At 64.1% G+C, this 17,329-nt stretch carries 11 protein-coding genes; 2 read left to right on the forward strand and 9 right to left on the reverse strand.

Annotated features, from left to right (window positions below; all coding sequences use genetic code 11):
- Positions 1-483: 483 nt before the first annotated feature.
- The 9 genes from AWB66_RS27865 to AWB66_RS27905 all read right to left on the reverse strand — a co-directional run bounded on the left by AWB66_RS27865 (position 484) and on the right by AWB66_RS27905 (position 12,957).
- On the reverse strand, positions 484-1,830 hold the full coding sequence (locus AWB66_RS27865) for a glycosyltransferase WbuB (RefSeq protein WP_087633319.1): 1,347 nt from the start codon (positions 1,828-1,830) through the stop codon (positions 484-486).
- 138 nt (positions 1,831-1,968) lie between these two features.
- On the reverse strand, positions 1,969-3,111 hold the full coding sequence (locus AWB66_RS27870) for a glycosyltransferase family 4 protein (protein WP_087633320.1): 1,143 nt from the start codon (positions 3,109-3,111) through the stop codon (positions 1,969-1,971).
- A 53-nt stretch (positions 3,112-3,164) separates the two neighbouring features.
- Positions 3,165-4,121 (reverse strand): GDP-L-fucose synthase family protein, encoded by a 957-nt coding sequence (locus AWB66_RS27875; RefSeq protein WP_087633298.1) that lies wholly within the window; start codon positions 4,119-4,121, stop codon positions 3,165-3,167.
- A gap of 6 nt (positions 4,122-4,127) precedes the next feature.
- Entirely contained in the window at positions 4,128-5,246 is a 1,119-nt protein-coding gene (gene gmd, locus AWB66_RS27880; protein ID WP_087633299.1) for a GDP-mannose 4,6-dehydratase, read from the reverse strand.
- Between the two features lie 75 nt (positions 5,247-5,321).
- Positions 5,322-7,550 carry a polysaccharide biosynthesis tyrosine autokinase gene (locus tag AWB66_RS27885; protein WP_087633300.1) on the reverse strand — a complete coding sequence of 743 codons (2,229 nt, stop codon included), beginning with the start codon at positions 7,548-7,550 and terminating at the stop codon, positions 5,322-5,324.
- A gap of 72 nt (positions 7,551-7,622) precedes the next feature.
- Positions 7,623-8,810, reverse strand: coding sequence for a polysaccharide biosynthesis/export family protein (locus AWB66_RS27890; RefSeq protein WP_200819084.1), 1,188 nt, complete (start codon positions 8,808-8,810; stop codon positions 7,623-7,625).
- A gap of 17 nt (positions 8,811-8,827) precedes the next feature.
- Complete coding sequence (locus AWB66_RS27895; RefSeq protein ID WP_087633301.1) at positions 8,828-10,207, reverse strand: undecaprenyl-phosphate glucose phosphotransferase; 1,380 nt, start codon at positions 10,205-10,207, stop codon at positions 8,828-8,830.
- 114 nt (positions 10,208-10,321) lie between these two features.
- Positions 10,322-11,857 carry a mannose-1-phosphate guanylyltransferase/mannose-6-phosphate isomerase gene (locus AWB66_RS27900; RefSeq protein ID WP_087633302.1) on the reverse strand — a complete coding sequence of 512 codons (1,536 nt, stop codon included), beginning with the start codon at positions 11,855-11,857 and terminating at the stop codon, positions 10,322-10,324.
- Positions 11,858-11,955: 98 nt separating this feature from the next.
- Positions 11,956-12,957, reverse strand: coding sequence for a GlxA family transcriptional regulator (locus tag AWB66_RS27905; RefSeq protein ID WP_087633322.1), 1,002 nt, complete (start codon positions 12,955-12,957; stop codon positions 11,956-11,958).
- A 1,472-nt stretch (positions 12,958-14,429) separates the two neighbouring features.
- Here AWB66_RS27905 and AWB66_RS27910 point away from each other — a divergent pair.
- A complete protein-coding gene (locus AWB66_RS27910) occupies positions 14,430-16,589 on the forward strand; it encodes a hypothetical protein (RefSeq protein WP_200819085.1) in 2,160 nt (719 codons plus the stop codon).
- A 268-nt stretch (positions 16,590-16,857) separates the two neighbouring features.
- Positions 16,858-17,310 carry a GDP-mannose mannosyl hydrolase gene (locus AWB66_RS27915; protein WP_087633303.1) on the forward strand — a complete coding sequence of 151 codons (453 nt, stop codon included), beginning with the start codon at positions 16,858-16,860 and terminating at the stop codon, positions 17,308-17,310.
- Positions 17,311-17,329 lie beyond the last annotated feature (19 nt).

The following is a 17,329-nucleotide window of genomic DNA, read 5'->3' on the forward strand; positions in this document are numbered from 1 at the left end:
CTCGCACAGCCAACTACTTGGTAAGGCATTCATCCATCCGTCCGCGCTTCGCGGACGACAGGCATAAACGAAAACCACCGGTCCGCAATCTCAACCGCAACCGCAACCGCGAACATCAATCACGCGACCAATGCACCTGACGTCTGAGCGAAGCGAAGACGGATGAATGACTGCTGTACCGTTTCGTTCGCTATGCGAAGACACAGTGGTTAATCGCACCAAAGCCCTTGGTCCTTTGAGGGCGACACTTAGGCGGTATGTCCACTCAGTACTTTTAGTGCGTTGCCGTGCTGTGACTGCTGCCTGAAAAAGCTGCTTTCTTTGCTTACTTTCTTTGCAGCAGCAAAGAAAGTAAGTCCCGCCCCGGACAGGGGCAGAGCCAATAGACCGACGCGAAAGCAAGTTCCACAACAGAGAAGCGCAGAAGCATCAGCCGGCAGGCGGAAAGCCAAACCCAAAACCCCAAGCGCCAGCGCCCCTGTCCTATTCAATCTTCTCGACCGAATGCAACATCACCGGCGAAGCCTCACTAACCCGTGCAAACGGCATTTCCGCTGCATCGACGCCGATCGCGTCGCCGACTTCGACATGCCGCCCGTCCAGAGGCCGGCCCCCGACGAGTGAAGCGAGCTTGTCCTCGAGACGCCCGAACACCGCAACCGGCGACAGCCGTTCCTGAGCAAACCGACGCCCCTGCGCGCCGAGATACGCGCGCAACGCGGGATCGTCGACGAGCATGTCGATCGCTTCGGCGAGCTTCGCGACATTCTCCGGCGGCACCACCACGCCGCGCGTGTTCACCGCCTCGAACAGCTCCATGCCGGGCTGCGCCATCGCAATGACCGCGCGCGCGCTCGCGAACATGCCAGTGAGCTTCGACGGCATCACGAGATCGGCAACGTCGCCTCGCTGCGGCAGCACGTGAATGTCCGCGAGATTCAGCAATTCGTTCAGGCGCTCGACCGGCTGCAGGCACATGAAGCGGCAGTTCGGCAGATCCGCGCAGCGTGCCTGCAACTTCGCCTTGGTCGCGCCGTTGCCGCAGAACACGAACACGATGTCCTCGCGATCGGCCATCGCGGCAGCCGTCTCGGCCAGCACTTCGAGACCCTGCTTCGCGCCCATGTTGCCCGAATAGAGCACGACCTTCGTATGTTCGGCGATGTTCAGCTCGCGACGGAATTCACTCGGACGATCGAGCGGAAAGATCGCTGTCGTATCGACCCAGTTCGGCAGCAGGAATGCGTTCGTATCGGTGACGCCCTTGCGCTTGGCGCGCTCCACCATCTTGTCGGAGATCGACGAGACGACCTTGAAGCGCTGCATGAGCCATCGCTCGATCGCAAGCGCCGCACGTCCCGCCCGTTCGCTCTTCAGCAAGCCGAGCTCGAACGCGGCATCGACTTCGAAGTCCTGGATATGCAGCCACGAATTCGCTCGCGTGACGAACGAGAGCGCGAGCGCGGCCGGTGCATTGAGAAGGCTCGGCGCGATCGTCATCACGACCTGCGGCCGCCAGCGCGCATGCGAGACGAGGGCGGGAAGCGAAGCCGCCGCGAACGATGCGAGATGCATCAGCCGCTTCACGCCACTCGGACGCTTAGGCACCCAGAGCGGCGCCCGCGCAACCTCAACGCCGCGCAACGTCTCACGGCGGCCGCGCCACCACGAGAAGCCGTCGGCGACTTTCCACTCCGGATAGTAAGGCGGCGCGCACACCACGCGCACGTCATGGCCGCGCGCTGCCAGCGCCTCGGCCATCTCCGCCGTGTACTTGCCCGCACCCGTCAACTCGGGCGCATAGTTGAGCCCGTAGATCAGAATTTTCATTTGGTCCCTCGCCCGACGGCCGCACCGTCGCCACGCATCGTGATGCGCGGCGATCGGCACCGGCCTGCGATCCGGCATCCCGTCTCGCAGGCCCTTTCTCGTTCTGTAATGCGGTGACGCTCGCTCTCCGTTATAAAATCAATCCATCAGCATCATTGCGCAGCCACGCGCGATGTTCGCCGCGGCCGACGGGGGATCGAACCGCTGAATCACGTCGACGCAACGCGTTGCAACGCCGGCCGTATCCGAGAACGCTTCGAGCGCCTTCAACAGCGTGCGTTGCAAGGCCGGAACGTCGCCCGCGGGAAACGAGTAGCCGGTCACGCCATCGATCACGAGTTCGGGCACGCAGCCGCAGCTCTCGCTGACGATCACAGGACAGCCGTGGCTCAGTGCTTCGTTGGTGACGAGGCCCCACGGTTCGCTCCGGCTCGGCAGCACCATGCTGGTGGCGCCAAAGTATTCGCGCGAGAGCGGCTCGTCCTGCAGGCTGCCGAGAAAATGCACCGAGCCGGTCAGGCCGATGTCGACGACCTTCTGCTTCAGCTGATCGCCCATCGGACCCGTGCCGACGATACGCAGCGAAGCGTCCGGAATCCGCTGCTTGATTCCGGCGAACGCATCGAGCAGCGTGCCGATGCCCTTCTCTTCCGACAGGCGCCCGACAAACAGGAACACCGGCGCATTGCCCTGGCGATAGTGAACGCGATCGGACACCGCCGTCTCTGGCGAGAACGAGCGCGGCAGCGCCGCGGCCTGACACGGAATGAAGATCTTTTCCTGCTTCGCGCCAAGCGACATCAGATACTCGCGGCTGCGCTGGCCGAAACCGAAGTAGCCGTCGCACAGCGAGAAGAACACGCGCTTCGGGATCGACGTCAGCATCCGGCGCGGCCGGTCGTTGCCCGTCGAATCGCAGAACACGGCGCGGCGCTTGCCGGTCAGGATGCAGGCGAGCATCATCGCCCAGTACTCGGGACGGTGATAGCCGGGCAGCACGACGAGATCGGATTTCGCCTTCAGCACTTCCCACGTGAGGCGCATCGTCAGGCGCCAGGTGGGCACGTCTTCGTAGCAGCCGCTGTAGAGCTTCTTCATCGGATAACGATGGAACGAATAGTCCACGTCCGAGAAGCCGATCCGGTCGTGCTCCGTGTCGGCGATCTGCACCATCGAGTAACGGATCGAACCGCTGCCCGAGATGTTGTGCAGCGCGGAGAGCACCGCCCCCTTGTGCCGCGACCACACCACGTTATGAAAGATCGTGACCGAGCCTGTCATTTTCTTTTCTTCCCTGGAAGTGGAACCGCGAATGCCCGCGTTCAGGTGAGTGCTCATTCCGCTACCGCCATCGGTGTCGATGCCGCGTGATGTTCCAGGAAGTCCGCATACGTCGCGCGGATGCCGTCCTCGAGGGCGATCGTCGCCTTCCAGCCCATTCGTTCGAGCTTCGACACATCGAGCAGCTTGCGCGGCGTGCCATCGGGCTTCGTCGCATCGAAGACGAGCTCGCCCTCGAAGCCGACCACGCGGCACACGGTGCGTGCGAGATCGCGGATCGTCAGATCGTCGCCCATGCCGACGTTGAACACGCCATCGGCGACATCGCCTTCCATCAGGAAAGTAGCGGCATCGGCGAGGTCGTCGACGTGCAGGAATTCGCGCCGCGGCGTGCCCGAGCCCCAGACTTCGAGAGAACTCGCGCCACGCACCTTCGCTTCATGCGCCTTCCTGATCAGCGCGGGCAGCACGTGGCTGCTCTTCAGGTCGTAGTTGTCATTCGGACCGTACAGGTTGGTCGGCATCAGCGAGACAAACTTCGTGCCGTACTGCGCGTTGTAGGCCTCGCACATCTTCAGGCCCGCGATCTTCGCGATCGCGTAGGCCTCGTTGGTCGGCTCGAGCGCGGAGGTCAGCAGATACTCCTCCTTGATCGGCTGCGGGCAGGCCTTCGGATAGATACACGAAGAACCGAAGAACACGAGCTTCGACACGTTCCAGCGGCATGCCGCGTGGATCACGTTGGTCTCGATCGCCAGGTTCTCGTAGATGAACGAGGCCGGCATCGTCGAATTCGCGTAGATGCCGCCGACGCGCGCCGCCGCCAGCAACACCACGTCGATCTGCTGCTCCTCGAAGAAAAGGTTGACGCCGCCCTGGTCGGTCAGATCGAGATGCGCACGCGTGCGCGTCACGATGTTGCGGTAGCCTGCCTTCGCAAGCCGGCGCACGAGCGCCGACCCGACCATCCCACGATGCCCCGCCACGAAGATGCGTGCGTTCTTGTCCATGGTTCTTTACTCGTGATGTTCGAGAGCCTTGAAACCCGCCAGCGTGACGAGCGCGTCGCGACGCGCGATCTGGAAGTCCGAGCGCACCATTTCCTTCACGAGCGACGAGAACGAGGTCTGCGGCTTCCAGCCGAGCTTCGTATGCGCCTTCGTCGGATCGCCGAGCAGCGTCTCGACTTCGGTCGGGCGGAAGTAGCGCGGGTCGACGCGCACGATCACCTGTCCCGGCGCGAGCTTCGTTTCGCGGCTCTCGACGCGATCGACGATGCCCACTTCGTTCACGCCCTCGCCCTCGAAGCGCACATGCACGCCGAGTTCGGCGGCCGCCTGCTGCACGAAGTCGCGCACGCTGTATTGCACGCCCGTCGCGATCACGAAGTCTTCCGGCTGTTCCTGCTGCAACATCATCCACTGCATCTCGACGTAGTCGCGCGCATGACCCCAGTCGCGCAACGCGGAGAGGTTGCCGAGGTACAGGTCGTCCTGCAGGCCGACCGCGATGCGGGCGATGGCGCGCGTGATCTTGCGCGTGACGAAGGTCTCGCCGCGCACCGGCGACTCGTGGTTGAACAGGATGCCGTTGCACGCGTACATGCCATACGCTTCGCGATAGTTCACCGTGATCCAGTAGGCATAGAGCTTCGCGACCGCATAGGGGCTACGCGGATAGAACGGCGTGGTTTCCTTCTGCGGAATCTCTTGCACGAGGCCGTACAGTTCGGACGTCGAAGCCTGGTAGAAGCGCGTCTTCTTTTCGAGCCCGAGAATGCGGATCGCTTCCAGGATGCGCAGCGTGCCGATGCCGTCGGCATTGGCCGTGTATTCCGGCTCTTCGAACGAGACCGCGACGTGGCTTTGCGCCGCGAGATTGTAGATTTCGTCGGGCATCACGCGCTGCACGATGCGCAGGAGGCTCGTCGAATCGGTCAGGTCGCCGTGATGCAGGAAGAGACGCTGGTCCGGATCGTGCGGATCGCGATACAGGTGGTCGATGCGGTCCGTGTTGAAGAGCGAGCTGCGGCGCTTCACGCCGTGCACCTCGTAGCCCTTCTCGAGCAGCAACTCCGCCAGATACGAACCATCCTGCCCCGTGATGCCCGTGATCAATGCGACTTTACGATTCATTCTCAACCTCGCCTATTAGCCTGTTCGATTCGGCGCGCTCGGTGGCGCGCCGTGTGTTTGTGTCCACGATCTTTTTTATTCGGAGATGCTCTCGTAGCCGTAATAGCCTGCGTAGGTGCTGCCCATCAGCATCTTCGACTGCGGTACGTCCGTCAGCAAAACGCCCTTCATGTTCACGCCGCCGTGGTGCAGGCGCTTCATCGTTTCGCCGATCTCCTGCACCTGGTTCTTGCCGTGGCGCACGACGAGCAGGCTCGTGCCCGCATGCTTGCCGATGACGGTGGCATCGGTGACCGCGAGAACCGGCGGCGTGTCGACGATGACGAGGTCGTAGCGGTGCTTCAGCTCTTCGAGCACTTCGCCGAGGCGATCGCTCATCAGCAGCTCGGACGGATGCGACGGCAGCGATCCCTTCGTGATCAGGTCGACGCCCGGCAGCACGTCGTGCAGGATCGCGCCCGACACGTCGGCACCCATCAGCACATCGGACAGACCCGGCGAATGACGCACGCCGAAGTGCGAGTGGATGTCGCCGCGGCGCATGTCGCCGTCGATCAGCAGGACGCGCTTTCTCGTCGATGCGACGAGCGTCGCGAGGTTGACCGAGAGGAACGACTTGCCGGCTTCCGGACGCGAGCCCGTCAGCATCACGACGTTGTTGCGTGCTTCGGCCATCTGCAGTTGCAGCGACGTGCGCAGCCCGCGGATGCCTTCCACCGCGGCGTCTTCCGGCGCTTGCGCGGCGAGCACGTGCAGTCCTTCGTGACGCTGGCCGACCTTGCGTTGCAGACGCAGTTGCGTGTTGCTGCGCGGGACGATGGCGAACACACGCACGCCCAGTTGACGCTCGATGTCTTCCGGACGCTCCACGCCGCCATACAGCGCCTTGCGAACGAACGCGACGATGATGCCGAGCAGGAGGCCCACGCCCGCGCTGATCAGGATCACGATCAGGCGCTTCGGACGAACGGGATCGTCGGCGGCTTGCGCGAAGTCCACGACCCGCACGTTGCCGATCTGGCCGGCCTTCGCGACGCGCAGTTGCTGCGCCGTGTTCAGGAGGTTCGTGTACAGCTCGGTGTTCACCCGCACGTCACGCAACAGGCGCAGCGCGGTCTGCTCGGTATCCGGCAGCACGGACACGCTCTTGCCGAGTCGGGTCTGTGCGCTCGACAGCGCGCCGATCTGCGCGTCGAGTGCCTGCACCGACGGATGGTTCGCCGTGAAGCGTTGCGACATCTCGGCACGTTGCTGTTGCAGATCGGTGAGCTTGGTCTTGTTGTCGACGATCTGTTGCAGCAGCAGGCGGCTTTCCTCGGAGAGGTCGACCGTGCCCTGACGATTGCGGAACGTGTTGTAGCGCTGTTCCGCTGCGTCGAGCTGCTTGCGCAGTTCGGGCAGTTGTTCATCGAGGAACGCGAGCGTGTGCTCGGCTTCGAGCGAACGCTTCTCGACATCCTGCTGCACGAAGCGGCGGGCGATGTTGTTGACGATCATCGAGGCCTGCTTGCTGTCGCCGCCTTCCAGGCTCACGCCGATGATGCCGGATTGCAGCGCGGTCTCGGCCACCGTCAGGCGCTTTTGCAGCAGGTCGATGGTGCCGAGCGTCGAGGCGCGTTGCAGTTCGAACTGCGATCCCGCCGGGCCGACCAGCTTGTCGACCTTCAGCTTGACCGGACCGAGCGTGCTCGAACCCGCCACGACTTCGCCGACACGGCCGGTGAGGATCGCGACGCCGTCCGGATCGTTCAGCACGTAGCTGCCGTTTTCGCCTGCGACGAGCGTGAAGGTCTTCTCGTACTGCTCCTTCGGCGTGTCGAAGAGCGGCACTTCGATCTGCTCGTTGCCCCATGCGAAGCGCTGCATGTAGCCCTTCGGCATCGGGATGTTGAACGTCGACAGCGCGCTCGAGATGAGTCCGCCGACGAACGGGAAGTAGCGCGGCGCCGCCGTGATGTCGAGATGCATGCGATGGACCGCGTCTTCCACCACGAGGCGCGAGCGCAGCAACTCGATTTGCGCGGCAGTCGTCGACTTGGAGTCGAACATCTGCGACACGGTCTGCATCGCGTTCTGGTTGTTGTTATTGTTGTTCGCGTTGTTGCTTTCTTCTACCTGGATCAGCGCATCCGCCCGGTACGTGGGCGGTGCGAGGAACGCGTACGCCGCCCCCAATGCGATCACCGCGATCATGACGGAGGTAACTAACTTCCAGTTGCCGAGAACGGCCGCCAGATAGTCCGATAATCGCAGCTCGTCCCCCGTCGAAACGTCCGAGTATCGTGTGTCAAAGTTCATCGCCATGGTCTCGCTCACTCTTTCTGACTTGCGCATTGGGCGGCGCGCGACCCCCGCGCGCCTACTCGCTTACTTCGCTTACTTGGTTACGATTGCTGCGGTCAAGCCTGCGTTGATGGCCGGCAGCAGCAGGTTCAGCACGCGGCTAAAGCGTACGAGACCGCTGTTGTCGATGTACACGACGTCCTTCGGTTGCAGCTCGAAGTTGTTCGCGAGCAGCATCGATACCGGCGAACGCGCATCCAGCTTGTAGATCTCCGGCTTGTCGCTCTGTCCGTTGCGGATCACGTACGTCTCTTTCGGATTCGACGTTTCCTGGTTCAGGCTGCCTGCTTGCGAAATCGCGTCGGACAGCGTGAGCTTGCCGTTCTTCATCGGCAGCACGGTGGCGGGCTTGTTCACTTCACCCATCACGTAGATGCCGTTCTCGTCGCGCGAGTCGACGCGCAGCGAATCGCCCGGCTTGAGCACGATGTCCGAAGGCGTGCGGCCCTTCTTCGTCATGCCGGCCATGTTGATGTGATAAGTCGTACCGTCACGCATCAGTGTGACGCGGCTTTGATCCGCGCTCGGTGCGAAACCGCCCGCACGACCGATGGCTTCCGTCAGCGTCATCGGAATGTCGTTGAAGGTCTGCGTGCCAGGTGCGCGCACTTCGCCGTCGATATACACCTGCGACGAACGGAACGACGACACGCGCACCGTGAGCTGCGGCTTCACGAACACCTTCGAGAGTTCCTTGTACAGCTCGCGCTGAACCTGCTCGGCCGTCTTGCCCGCGACGTGCAGCGGCTTCGTCACATACGGGAACTGCAGGTTGCCGTCCGCATCGACGACGAAACCGGGCGCCGCATCCGACGGACGCGTGTTCGGATTCGGCTGGCCGAGCGCCGCGACGAGTTCCGGGTGATCCCAGACCGTGATCTGCAGCACGTCGCCCACGCCGAGCGTGTAGGCGCTCGTCGTGCCGAAGAGGCCGGCGAGCGGATCGGGTCCCGTCGAGGCCGGCTGCTCGGCGCGCATCTTGCGCACGAGCGACAGGTCGATCGGGGTGATCGGGATGTTCACTTCGGATGCCGGATCGCCGGCATCGTTGCTCGTTTCGACGAGCGTCGCGGGCGTCTGCATGCGCATGCCCGGAGCCAGACCGCAACCGGCAAAGAGTGCGCACAGCGTGGCAGCCGCGGCGAGCGTGCCGAGCCGGAAACCCGACACGCCGCGTTTGGCGGCCAGCGACGTGGTGCTTGTTTGTTGTTGGATGAGCATATTGGTCGTCCCCTGCGTCAGTAAGCGTTGGTGTGCCGTAGTCCTTTGAAGATCGTTGCGGCGATGATTCTCATGTCGAGGCCGAACGACCAGTTTCCGAGGTAATACAAATCGTGTGCGACGCGTCCCTCCATTTTTTCGATGCGGTCCGTTTCGCCGCGAAAACCATTGATCTGCGCCCAGCCCGTGATGCCAGGCTTGATGCGATAGCGATGGATGTATCCAGAGACGACCTTCTGGTAGAGGTCGTCGTGCTCCAGCGCGTGCGGGCGCGGACCGACGACGGACATGTCGCCACGCAGCACGTTGAAGAATTGCGGCAGTTCGTCGAGGCTCGTGCGGCGCAGGAACGCGCCCACGCGTGTCACTCGCGGATCGTTGCGGGTCGCCTGGCGGACCACGCCTGCCTGCTCGGTATGCACGCGCATCGAGCGGAACTTGTAGATCAGGAAGACGCGGCCGTCCGCGCCCTTTCTGCGCTGCTTGAAGAAGACCGGGCCGCGCGAGGTGAGCTTGATCGCGAGCGCGATCATGATCAGAAGCGGCGACACCGCGAAGAGCGCCGCAGCCGCGAACGCGCGATCGAAGAGTTCCTTCTGGAGCATCGCGCTCGGCGAGAGCGGCGACGCCACGAGGTTGATCGCCGTCTCGCCCAGGAGGTCCGTCACGCCGGATTCGAAGAGCGCGAGGCTCCTCACGTCGGGAATGAAGCGCACGTTCACCAGGTCATCGCGGAACTCGTTGACGAACTTGAGGATCGTGCGTTCATGCGTGAGCGGCAGCGCGAGCCACACTTCCTGGACGCCCTGCGTGCGCACGTAGTTGACGAACGCGACGTGGTCCTCGAACACCGGCACGCGGGTGTTGATGCGCCCGCTTTCGGGCGTCGCGTTACAGACCGCCGTCGCACGGAAACCGGACGCCGGCAGACGGTCGATCTTGCGCACGATCGATTCGCAATGCCTGCCGCACCCGACCACCGCCACCGTGTGCAGGTTCATGCCGGCGTTGCGCATCCGCCCGAGCACCGCATGCGTGACGAGCCGCCCGGCGATCAGCAGGCCGCCGGACATCGCGGTCCAGTAGGCGAACCACAGGCGCGACACGTAGTCGAGCCGGTGCAGCGAGAACATCAGCACGAGCGCGCACGCCTGCACGATCAGCCACGCGAGCGACACCTGGCTCGCGAGGACGATCTTCGAGCGGCCGCGCCACGACTGATACACGCCGAAGCCCGGAAAGAGGGCCAGCGAAAACGCTGCCGCGAACGCCACGAAGGCGACGTAGAAGCGATGTGCTTCGATGTTGTCGAAACGAATCTGCGAGGCCACGGCAGCGCCGCAGACAATCATTGCGACGTCGAACAACCGCGCCAGTAATCCCTGTAAATCGCGCATCCTCTTTCTCCCCGTACTTCAAACCGATGACGTGCTGCTACCCGCCGCTCCTCCTCTTCGTCAGCCCTGACGCCATGCCGTGTCCCGTCGTTCTTGTAGGCTGCCTGTGCTGCTTCAGCTGCGGCCGTAGGTATCGTCGAAGCGAACGATGTCGTCTTCGCCGAGGTACGAGCCCGACTGCACTTCGATGATTTCGAGCGGCACCTTGCCCGGGTTCTCGAGCCGGTGCGTCACCCCGAGCGGGATGTACGTCGACTCGTTCTCCGAGAGCAGGAACTGCTCTTCGCCGCGCGTGACGAGCGCCGTGCCGCAGACGACCGTCCAGTGTTCGGCGCGGTGGTGATGCATCTGCAGCGAAAGGCGCGCGCCCGGGCTCACGACGATGCGCTTCACCTGGAAGCGGTCGCCGTGGTCGATCGAGTCGTAAAAGCCCCACGGGCGGCGCACCTTGCGATGCGCTTCTGCTTCAGGCGCATGCTCCTCGCGGATGCGCGAGACGAGCCCCTTGATGTCCTGCACGCGCGAGCGGTCGCACACGAGCACGGCGTCGTCCGTCTCCACCACGATGATGTTGGTCGTGCCGACACACGCGACGAGCCGTCCGCCTTCCGAGCGCGCGTAGCTCGACGTCGCGCCTTCGAACACCACGCGGCCGCTCGCAACGTTGCCCGATTCGTCCTTCTCCATCGCGTCCCAGACGGCGTCCCACGAACCGAGGTCCGACCAGCCTGCGACGAGCGGCACGACCACGCCCGCACACGGCGCGCTCGGCGTGCCGACGTGCTCCATCACCGCGTAGTCGATCGAATCGGACGGGGTGCGGCCGAATGCGGCGGCGTCGGGGCGCAGGTACGCGCCGTCGATGTGTCCTTCCTTCACTGCCGCGACGCATGCCGCGTGCATCTCCGGCTGCAGCTTTTCGAGCGCCGCGAGCCACACGCTCGCGCGCACCACGAAAATGCCGCTGTTCCACCAGTACGTGCCGGCCGCGACGTATTGCGCCGCGAGTTCGGCTGCCGGCTTCTCGACGAAGCGGTCGATCTGGTGTGCGCCATCGTTGAGCGCGCCGCCGAGGCGGATATAGCCGAAGCCGGTGTCGGGCCGCGTCGGCGGAATGCCGAGCGTCGCGATCGAGCCGGCCTGTGCGTGTTTCGCGGCGATGTCGATCGCACGATGCAGCGCGGGGATGTCGGCGATCGAGTGATCGGCCGGCATCGCGACGATGATCGCGTCTTCGCCGTCCGCGCACGCCAGCGCCGCGGCGAGCGTCAGCGCGGGCGCCGTGTCGCGCCGCGCGGGCTCGACGACGATCCTCGCCGCCACGCCGCTCGCGCGGACCTGCTCTTCGGTCGTGAAGCGATGTTCCTCGCCGCACACGATGATCGGCTCGGCCGCGACGTTCCAGTCGCCGGAAAAGCCCTTCATGCGTGCGACCGTCGCCTGAAGCAGCGAGTCGGGACCGACCACGCCGATCAGCTGTTTCGGAAATTGCTCGCGGGACATCGGCCACAGGCGCGTGCCGGACCCTCCGGCGAGAATGACCGGGACGAGCGAGCGGCACGGCCCGGCGACTTTCGCCGGGCCTGCCTCCGCCCCCACCCCACTCTCGTAACCTGCCTGATCCGTTGCCTGCGTTTCGCTTCTCGTCATCGTGGACTCCTGCTCCCAAATAGTGCGTTCCGCTTTAAACAATGCCTTCGCGCACCGGGCACCTGACCGGCGCGTGTCGTGTCGATGTGCCGTGCGGCTCAGCCGCTCGGGTCGCGCCTGCTCTGCATCCGGTATTCGGTCGGAGAGATCAGCAGGCGCTTTCTGAAAATCTTGGCGAGACGGTCGCCGTTGCCCATGCCGCTCCTGCGCGCGATCTTGTCGACGGGCAGCTCCGAATCCGTCAGCAACGCACAGGTCACGGCGAGCCGTGCCTGGAGCAGATAGTCGGACGGCGTGATGCCCATCTCGATCTTGAAGCGGCGCAGGAAGTTGCGTTCGCTCATGGCCGCGACCTGCGCGGCGTCGACGACCGAAATCGGCCGTTCGCAGTTGTCCTGCAGCCAGCGCGCCGCCGCGCGGATCTTGTCGCCGGCGGTCGCGGCGCCGCTGTCGCCGAGCAGCGACACGAGCTTCGCGGCCGAACCCGGCATCAGTCGTTCGGCGACGCCGCGCGAAACGTCGAGTCCCAGGTCGCGCTTGACGATCAGGAGCGCGCCCTTCATTGATTCGTAGCGGTCGCCCGCTTCGCTGCCGTCCGAGTCGCGCACCGCGTGGATCATCGACGAGCCGTAGCGCGCATGCGTTTCGTGCGCGTTGCCGATACCGGCGGCGTCGAGCACCTTGCGGCCCTCGGAGATCGACTTGACCACCGTCGTCTTCGAATGGACGCGGCGCACCCATTCGATGATGCGTTCGTCGCCTGCGGCGTCGTCGGCGCCACGGCCGCCCGCGACGAAGAGCGCGTCGAAGCCGCCGTAGTGGCGCGCATCGAGTCCGTCGGTCCAGACGCGAACCGAGGACGAGCACGCCACGTTGCCGCCTTCGACGGAGAGAAAGCGCACGTCATAGGTGCACTCGGTCCGTCCCTTCGCCGACGACAGCTCGTTCGCCATATGGAAGACCTCGGCGACGATGCCGGCGCCTAGGAGCGAAAAGCCGTCGAATAACAGGATTGCGATGCGTCTCACCTCGGACTGCGAGCTTCTGGTCGAGGTGGGAATCCACCCCATGACCGCGGGTTCGAGATTGGCGTAAGGCATGGTCATCCTCTGCAACATGCGTAATCCACAACTCTGTGGAAGCTCGCCGCCATTGCGGTGCATCATGGCGATCGCCGAATTGGCTCAGGCTCTTCGTGACCGATGGAAGCGAGATGTTGGCGGAATTGGTCCGCTGGCTTGAATCATAAACAGCCAAACTTTTTTATGCTCGCGATTTTCGCGCTGAAAGCCGGAAACTTGTTCTGATATGAGGCGGAACGCACATTGATATCCGTCTTCAGATTCAGTCCGAGCGTTAGTTCAGACTTTCGTCAAACTGACGCGGCATTCGGAGCACGAGCCTATAGAGCAGTTTCCGGTCCGGTTCGATTCGCAGCCGCCAGATCGGACAGCCAGCCTTGCTGCACAAGGCTGCGCGAGCACAGTCGAGGATTCGGGCAGACGCCGGCGCGACCCTCAGACGTTTGAAACTGATTCATCCGTGAAACATTGAAATATCCAATCAATTCGGCTGCACTCTTTCGAGTCAACAGTTTTGCTACCTTTGTTACCGATTTGAATCAACTTTTAAGAAATAATGAATATTCTCAGATATGCCGCCGTTACATTAATTATTAATGCGCAGGCATTTTAAAATTCACCCGTAATATGCGAGCATTTTAATCATCCGGTAAAAGCGGCCGGTTTTATCGAAGCGGTTATTGAAGCGCATTGGTATGAGTAGTGATATTGCACTGCAACAGAAGGCTCGCCCTTCCGCTTTCCCCGTGTACGCTGCGATCCACCGCCCAGCCGTATCCGCCAGGTTTTCGTCGATTGCGGCGCCGCATTCAAGGCGCATGCTGTTTGTCTGGTAATTGCAAGTTGGGGAACGTCGGAAAAATGAACCGACGAATCCGTGATTAATCCCCCGACGAAACACAGCGCCCGGCATGCGACGAGCGCCGCTTTCCAGTAGCGATGACCGGGTTCGCAGGCGTCATGCCGGAGCACGCCTGCGCTGTTCCGGGCGTGTTTCACTCCTGATACTCAGCCCGTTGGAGGCGTTCGCTGCGCAGCGTGCGCCCCCGCACGCATCGCGCGCCGTGCGGCGCGATGCTGTCCCTGTCCGCCAACCTTCAGCGCAATGGCTATCCCGTTCGATAGGGCTGACTTATGCTGGATTTGCCTTGTCGCGCGGGTCGCACGGGTTTCGCGCAGGCGCGGGGCCGGGCTTCCGGCGTGGTGGTCCGTCCCGCCGGTCCGAACCGGAACCGATTGTGTTCGATCGGCCACACGCAAATGCGGGCTGGGGCGCTATCCGGCGACCGGGCCCCAAAAACGTTTCATTTTCGTAGCATGACGCCGGCGGCGAGCAGTTCGAGTCGTCGCCGGCCGCGATCGATCGTGCGGAAACCCACACTTCGGAACCCATGAACCCAGACGCCGTTCCGCCCCGCTCCAGCGATTGCCGGCGACATCCTCGCGTCGCACGGAAACAACAGCGTCGCGCGCTGCTGCTTGGCATCGCCGTGTTTCTGTTGCAGGCCTGCGACCGGGCCGCGCCGGTGGAAACCGGCACGGCCGCGCCGCAACCCGCGTCGGGGGCGCTCGTGATCGACGGCACGGCGTGGCTGCCATGTGCCGCAGAAAACGCCACCTGTGCCTTTCCGGGCACGGCCCGCGTGCTGTACGGCACGCCGGCCCAGCATGTGATCAAGGAATTCACAGACCACACGCCCTGCGACAACACCGCTTTCGACGACCCCGCACCCGGCGCCGACAAGCGCTGCTGGTACGCGGGCGGCGCGGCGGCGAAAGGCCGGCCGGGCGCGAGCCCGGCGCAAGTGGCATCGGCGGCTCAGGCCGACGCCGCGCCCGTCGAGCCGCTCTTGCAATGCAAGGGACCGGGCGCGCCCGGTCCCGCCGCGCCGTCGGGCGATCCGATCGAAGCGGACACCCCCGGCAGCGACGGCACGCGCATGTTCGCGCGCGGCACGCCGATAAAAATCGCGTTCACGGCGCGCGCGCAATCCGCCGATGCGCTCGCCTGGCAGATCCGCGATGCGTGGAACGTCGTGCGCGCGAGCGGCCGCTTCTCCGTGGCGGCGGGTGCGGGCAGCTACACGCTCACCTGCACGACGCAGACGGCCGGCTACTTCGCGATTGCAGCGACACTCGCCTCGCAGAAAGGCACGCTTGGCAGCCGCGGCACGCGGCCGTCGGGCATCGCGACCTTCGGCGTGCTGCCCGACGTGTCGGCGGTGCTGCCCGCCGTCGCCTACGCGCATCCCGACCAGCACCGTTTCGGCGGACAGGGCGCCGCGTATCTGAAGCCGGGCGAATCGTGCTGTTCCGGCGACGGCTATCGCCCGCTCTATCCGAACCTCGGCCTTACGTGGGTGAACGACAACCGGAACTGGTACATGACGGAGCCGAAGGCCCCAAACACCTTCAGCGCCGCCGCCGACAACCTCACGCCCTTCTTCCGTCCGGGCGACCTGCTGCGGCTGATCCAGCTCGACGGCATCCCCGGCTGGGCAAGCCCGACGCACACCGACACGCACAGCTACGCGCCCGCGTCGCTCGACGCGTACCGTGCGTACATGAAGCGCGTCGGCGAGGAATCGAACGCGGTGAGAAAGCGCTATTTCCCGCTCCAGTCGAACAATTACTATCAGGTCACCTGGGAACCCGACTACGAAGGCGGCCTGCCCTGGCGCGACACCGACGCGAACCTCGTCGCGATGTTCAAGGCGACTCACGACGCGATCCACGCCGGCGATCCGAACGCCGTCGTGATGGGCCTGACGCTGTCGGCGCTCTCGAAGAACACGGAGTGGCTGAGGCGCCTCGCGCCGCTTGGCATCGGCAAGTATCTCGACGGCGTCAGCGCGCACGGCTACTACGACATCGGCACGTCGCCGTCGCATCCGCCGGAGCGCTTCTCGGGCAGCAGCAACCCGTCGACGGCGGCCAAGGCGCTGCCCGCCGCGATGCGCGAGCTGCGCCGGGCGATGACTGAAATCGTGAAACCGGGCGCGAAGCTCTTCGTCACCGAGACGGGCGTCAGCTACGACATCGGCAGCAAGTACGGCCCGACCTATCCGAACGCGAACATTCTCTACGCGCAGGGCGCGGTGGTCGCGCGCACGCACCTGATCCTCCTCGGCGAAGGCGCCGACGTGAGCTTCGTGTTCTATTCGGCCGATCCGCCGGAAGTCGGCTACGGCGTCTTCTTCGACCTCGTGCATCCGCAGGGCGGCTTCGGCCAGAAGGAGATCAGCCCGAAGCCGGCGGCGATGGGCGTCGCCGCGATGACGCGTCTCGTCGACGGCACGACGACGCTCGGGCCGCTCAGCGGCACGCCGAAAAACATCCATGCGTATGCGTTCCAGCGCCTGAACGGCGGTAAGGTCGTCACCGCGCTCTGGACGCACGACAACAAGGAATGGCCCGGCGCCGAGGGCTTCAGCTCCACTTACGCGCAGAACTACAGCCTCGTCGTCGACGCACCGGGGAAGTCGGGCAACGTGACCGTCGTCGACATGATGGGCAACGCGTCGACGATGCCGTACAGGAACGGACGCGTCGCGCTCGCGCTGACCGAAGCGCCCGTCTACGTGGTCTCCGACAACGCCGAAGTCGCCCGCGCGAACGTGACGGCGCCGGCGGGCTATGTCGGCCAGTGAGCGCGCGGGGGTTCCAAAACGGCACGCGCAGCAGACTCGCGCGCTTGGCTCGCCTAGACGGCCTTTCGGCGTTTTTCGCCAGTGTCTGAGAGCGATGTGACATTTTGTCGAGCGCTACACTCGATGCAACTGGCTGGTCCGCCGCGCGAGCACGGCTCCAGTCCTGTTCGACGAGCGGTTCCCAGCAGAAAGATGCGGCACGGCCAAGCACTCTCCGGGGGAGGGCCGGCGCCCGGACACACATAAACATAATTACAGCGGAGCAAAGATGCTTAGCGAGGCGGATTTCCTGGACGTCGTCCGGCTCACGCCACTTGTGTCGATCGACCTGATCGTCACCGACGGCAACCGGCGAGTACTCGTGGGACAACGGCGCAATCGCCCGGCGCAGGGCACATGGTTCGTGCCGGGCGGGCGCATCAAGAAGGATGAATCGATCGACGTGGCGTTCACGCGCATCGTCAACGACGAACTCGGCGTGGCGAGCGTCGAGCGCTCGTCGTCACGGCTTTACGGTGTGTTCGAACACCGATACTCGGACAATTTCGCGGGCGCGCCCGGCATCACGACGCATTACATCGTGATCGCCTACGCGATGAACCTGACCGGCACGGTGCCGATCGGCCGCTTCGACCAGCACAGCAACTATGCGTGGTTGCTGCCCGACGAACTGCTCGGGCGCGAAGACGTCCACGACAACACCAAGGCGTACTTCAGGTAGCGATACACGGCTTCGCGCG

Origin of the sequence: Caballeronia telluris (genome assembly GCF_001544495.1) — a bacterium.
GTDB classification, from domain to species: Bacteria; Pseudomonadota; Gammaproteobacteria; order Burkholderiales; family Burkholderiaceae; genus Caballeronia; species Caballeronia telluris.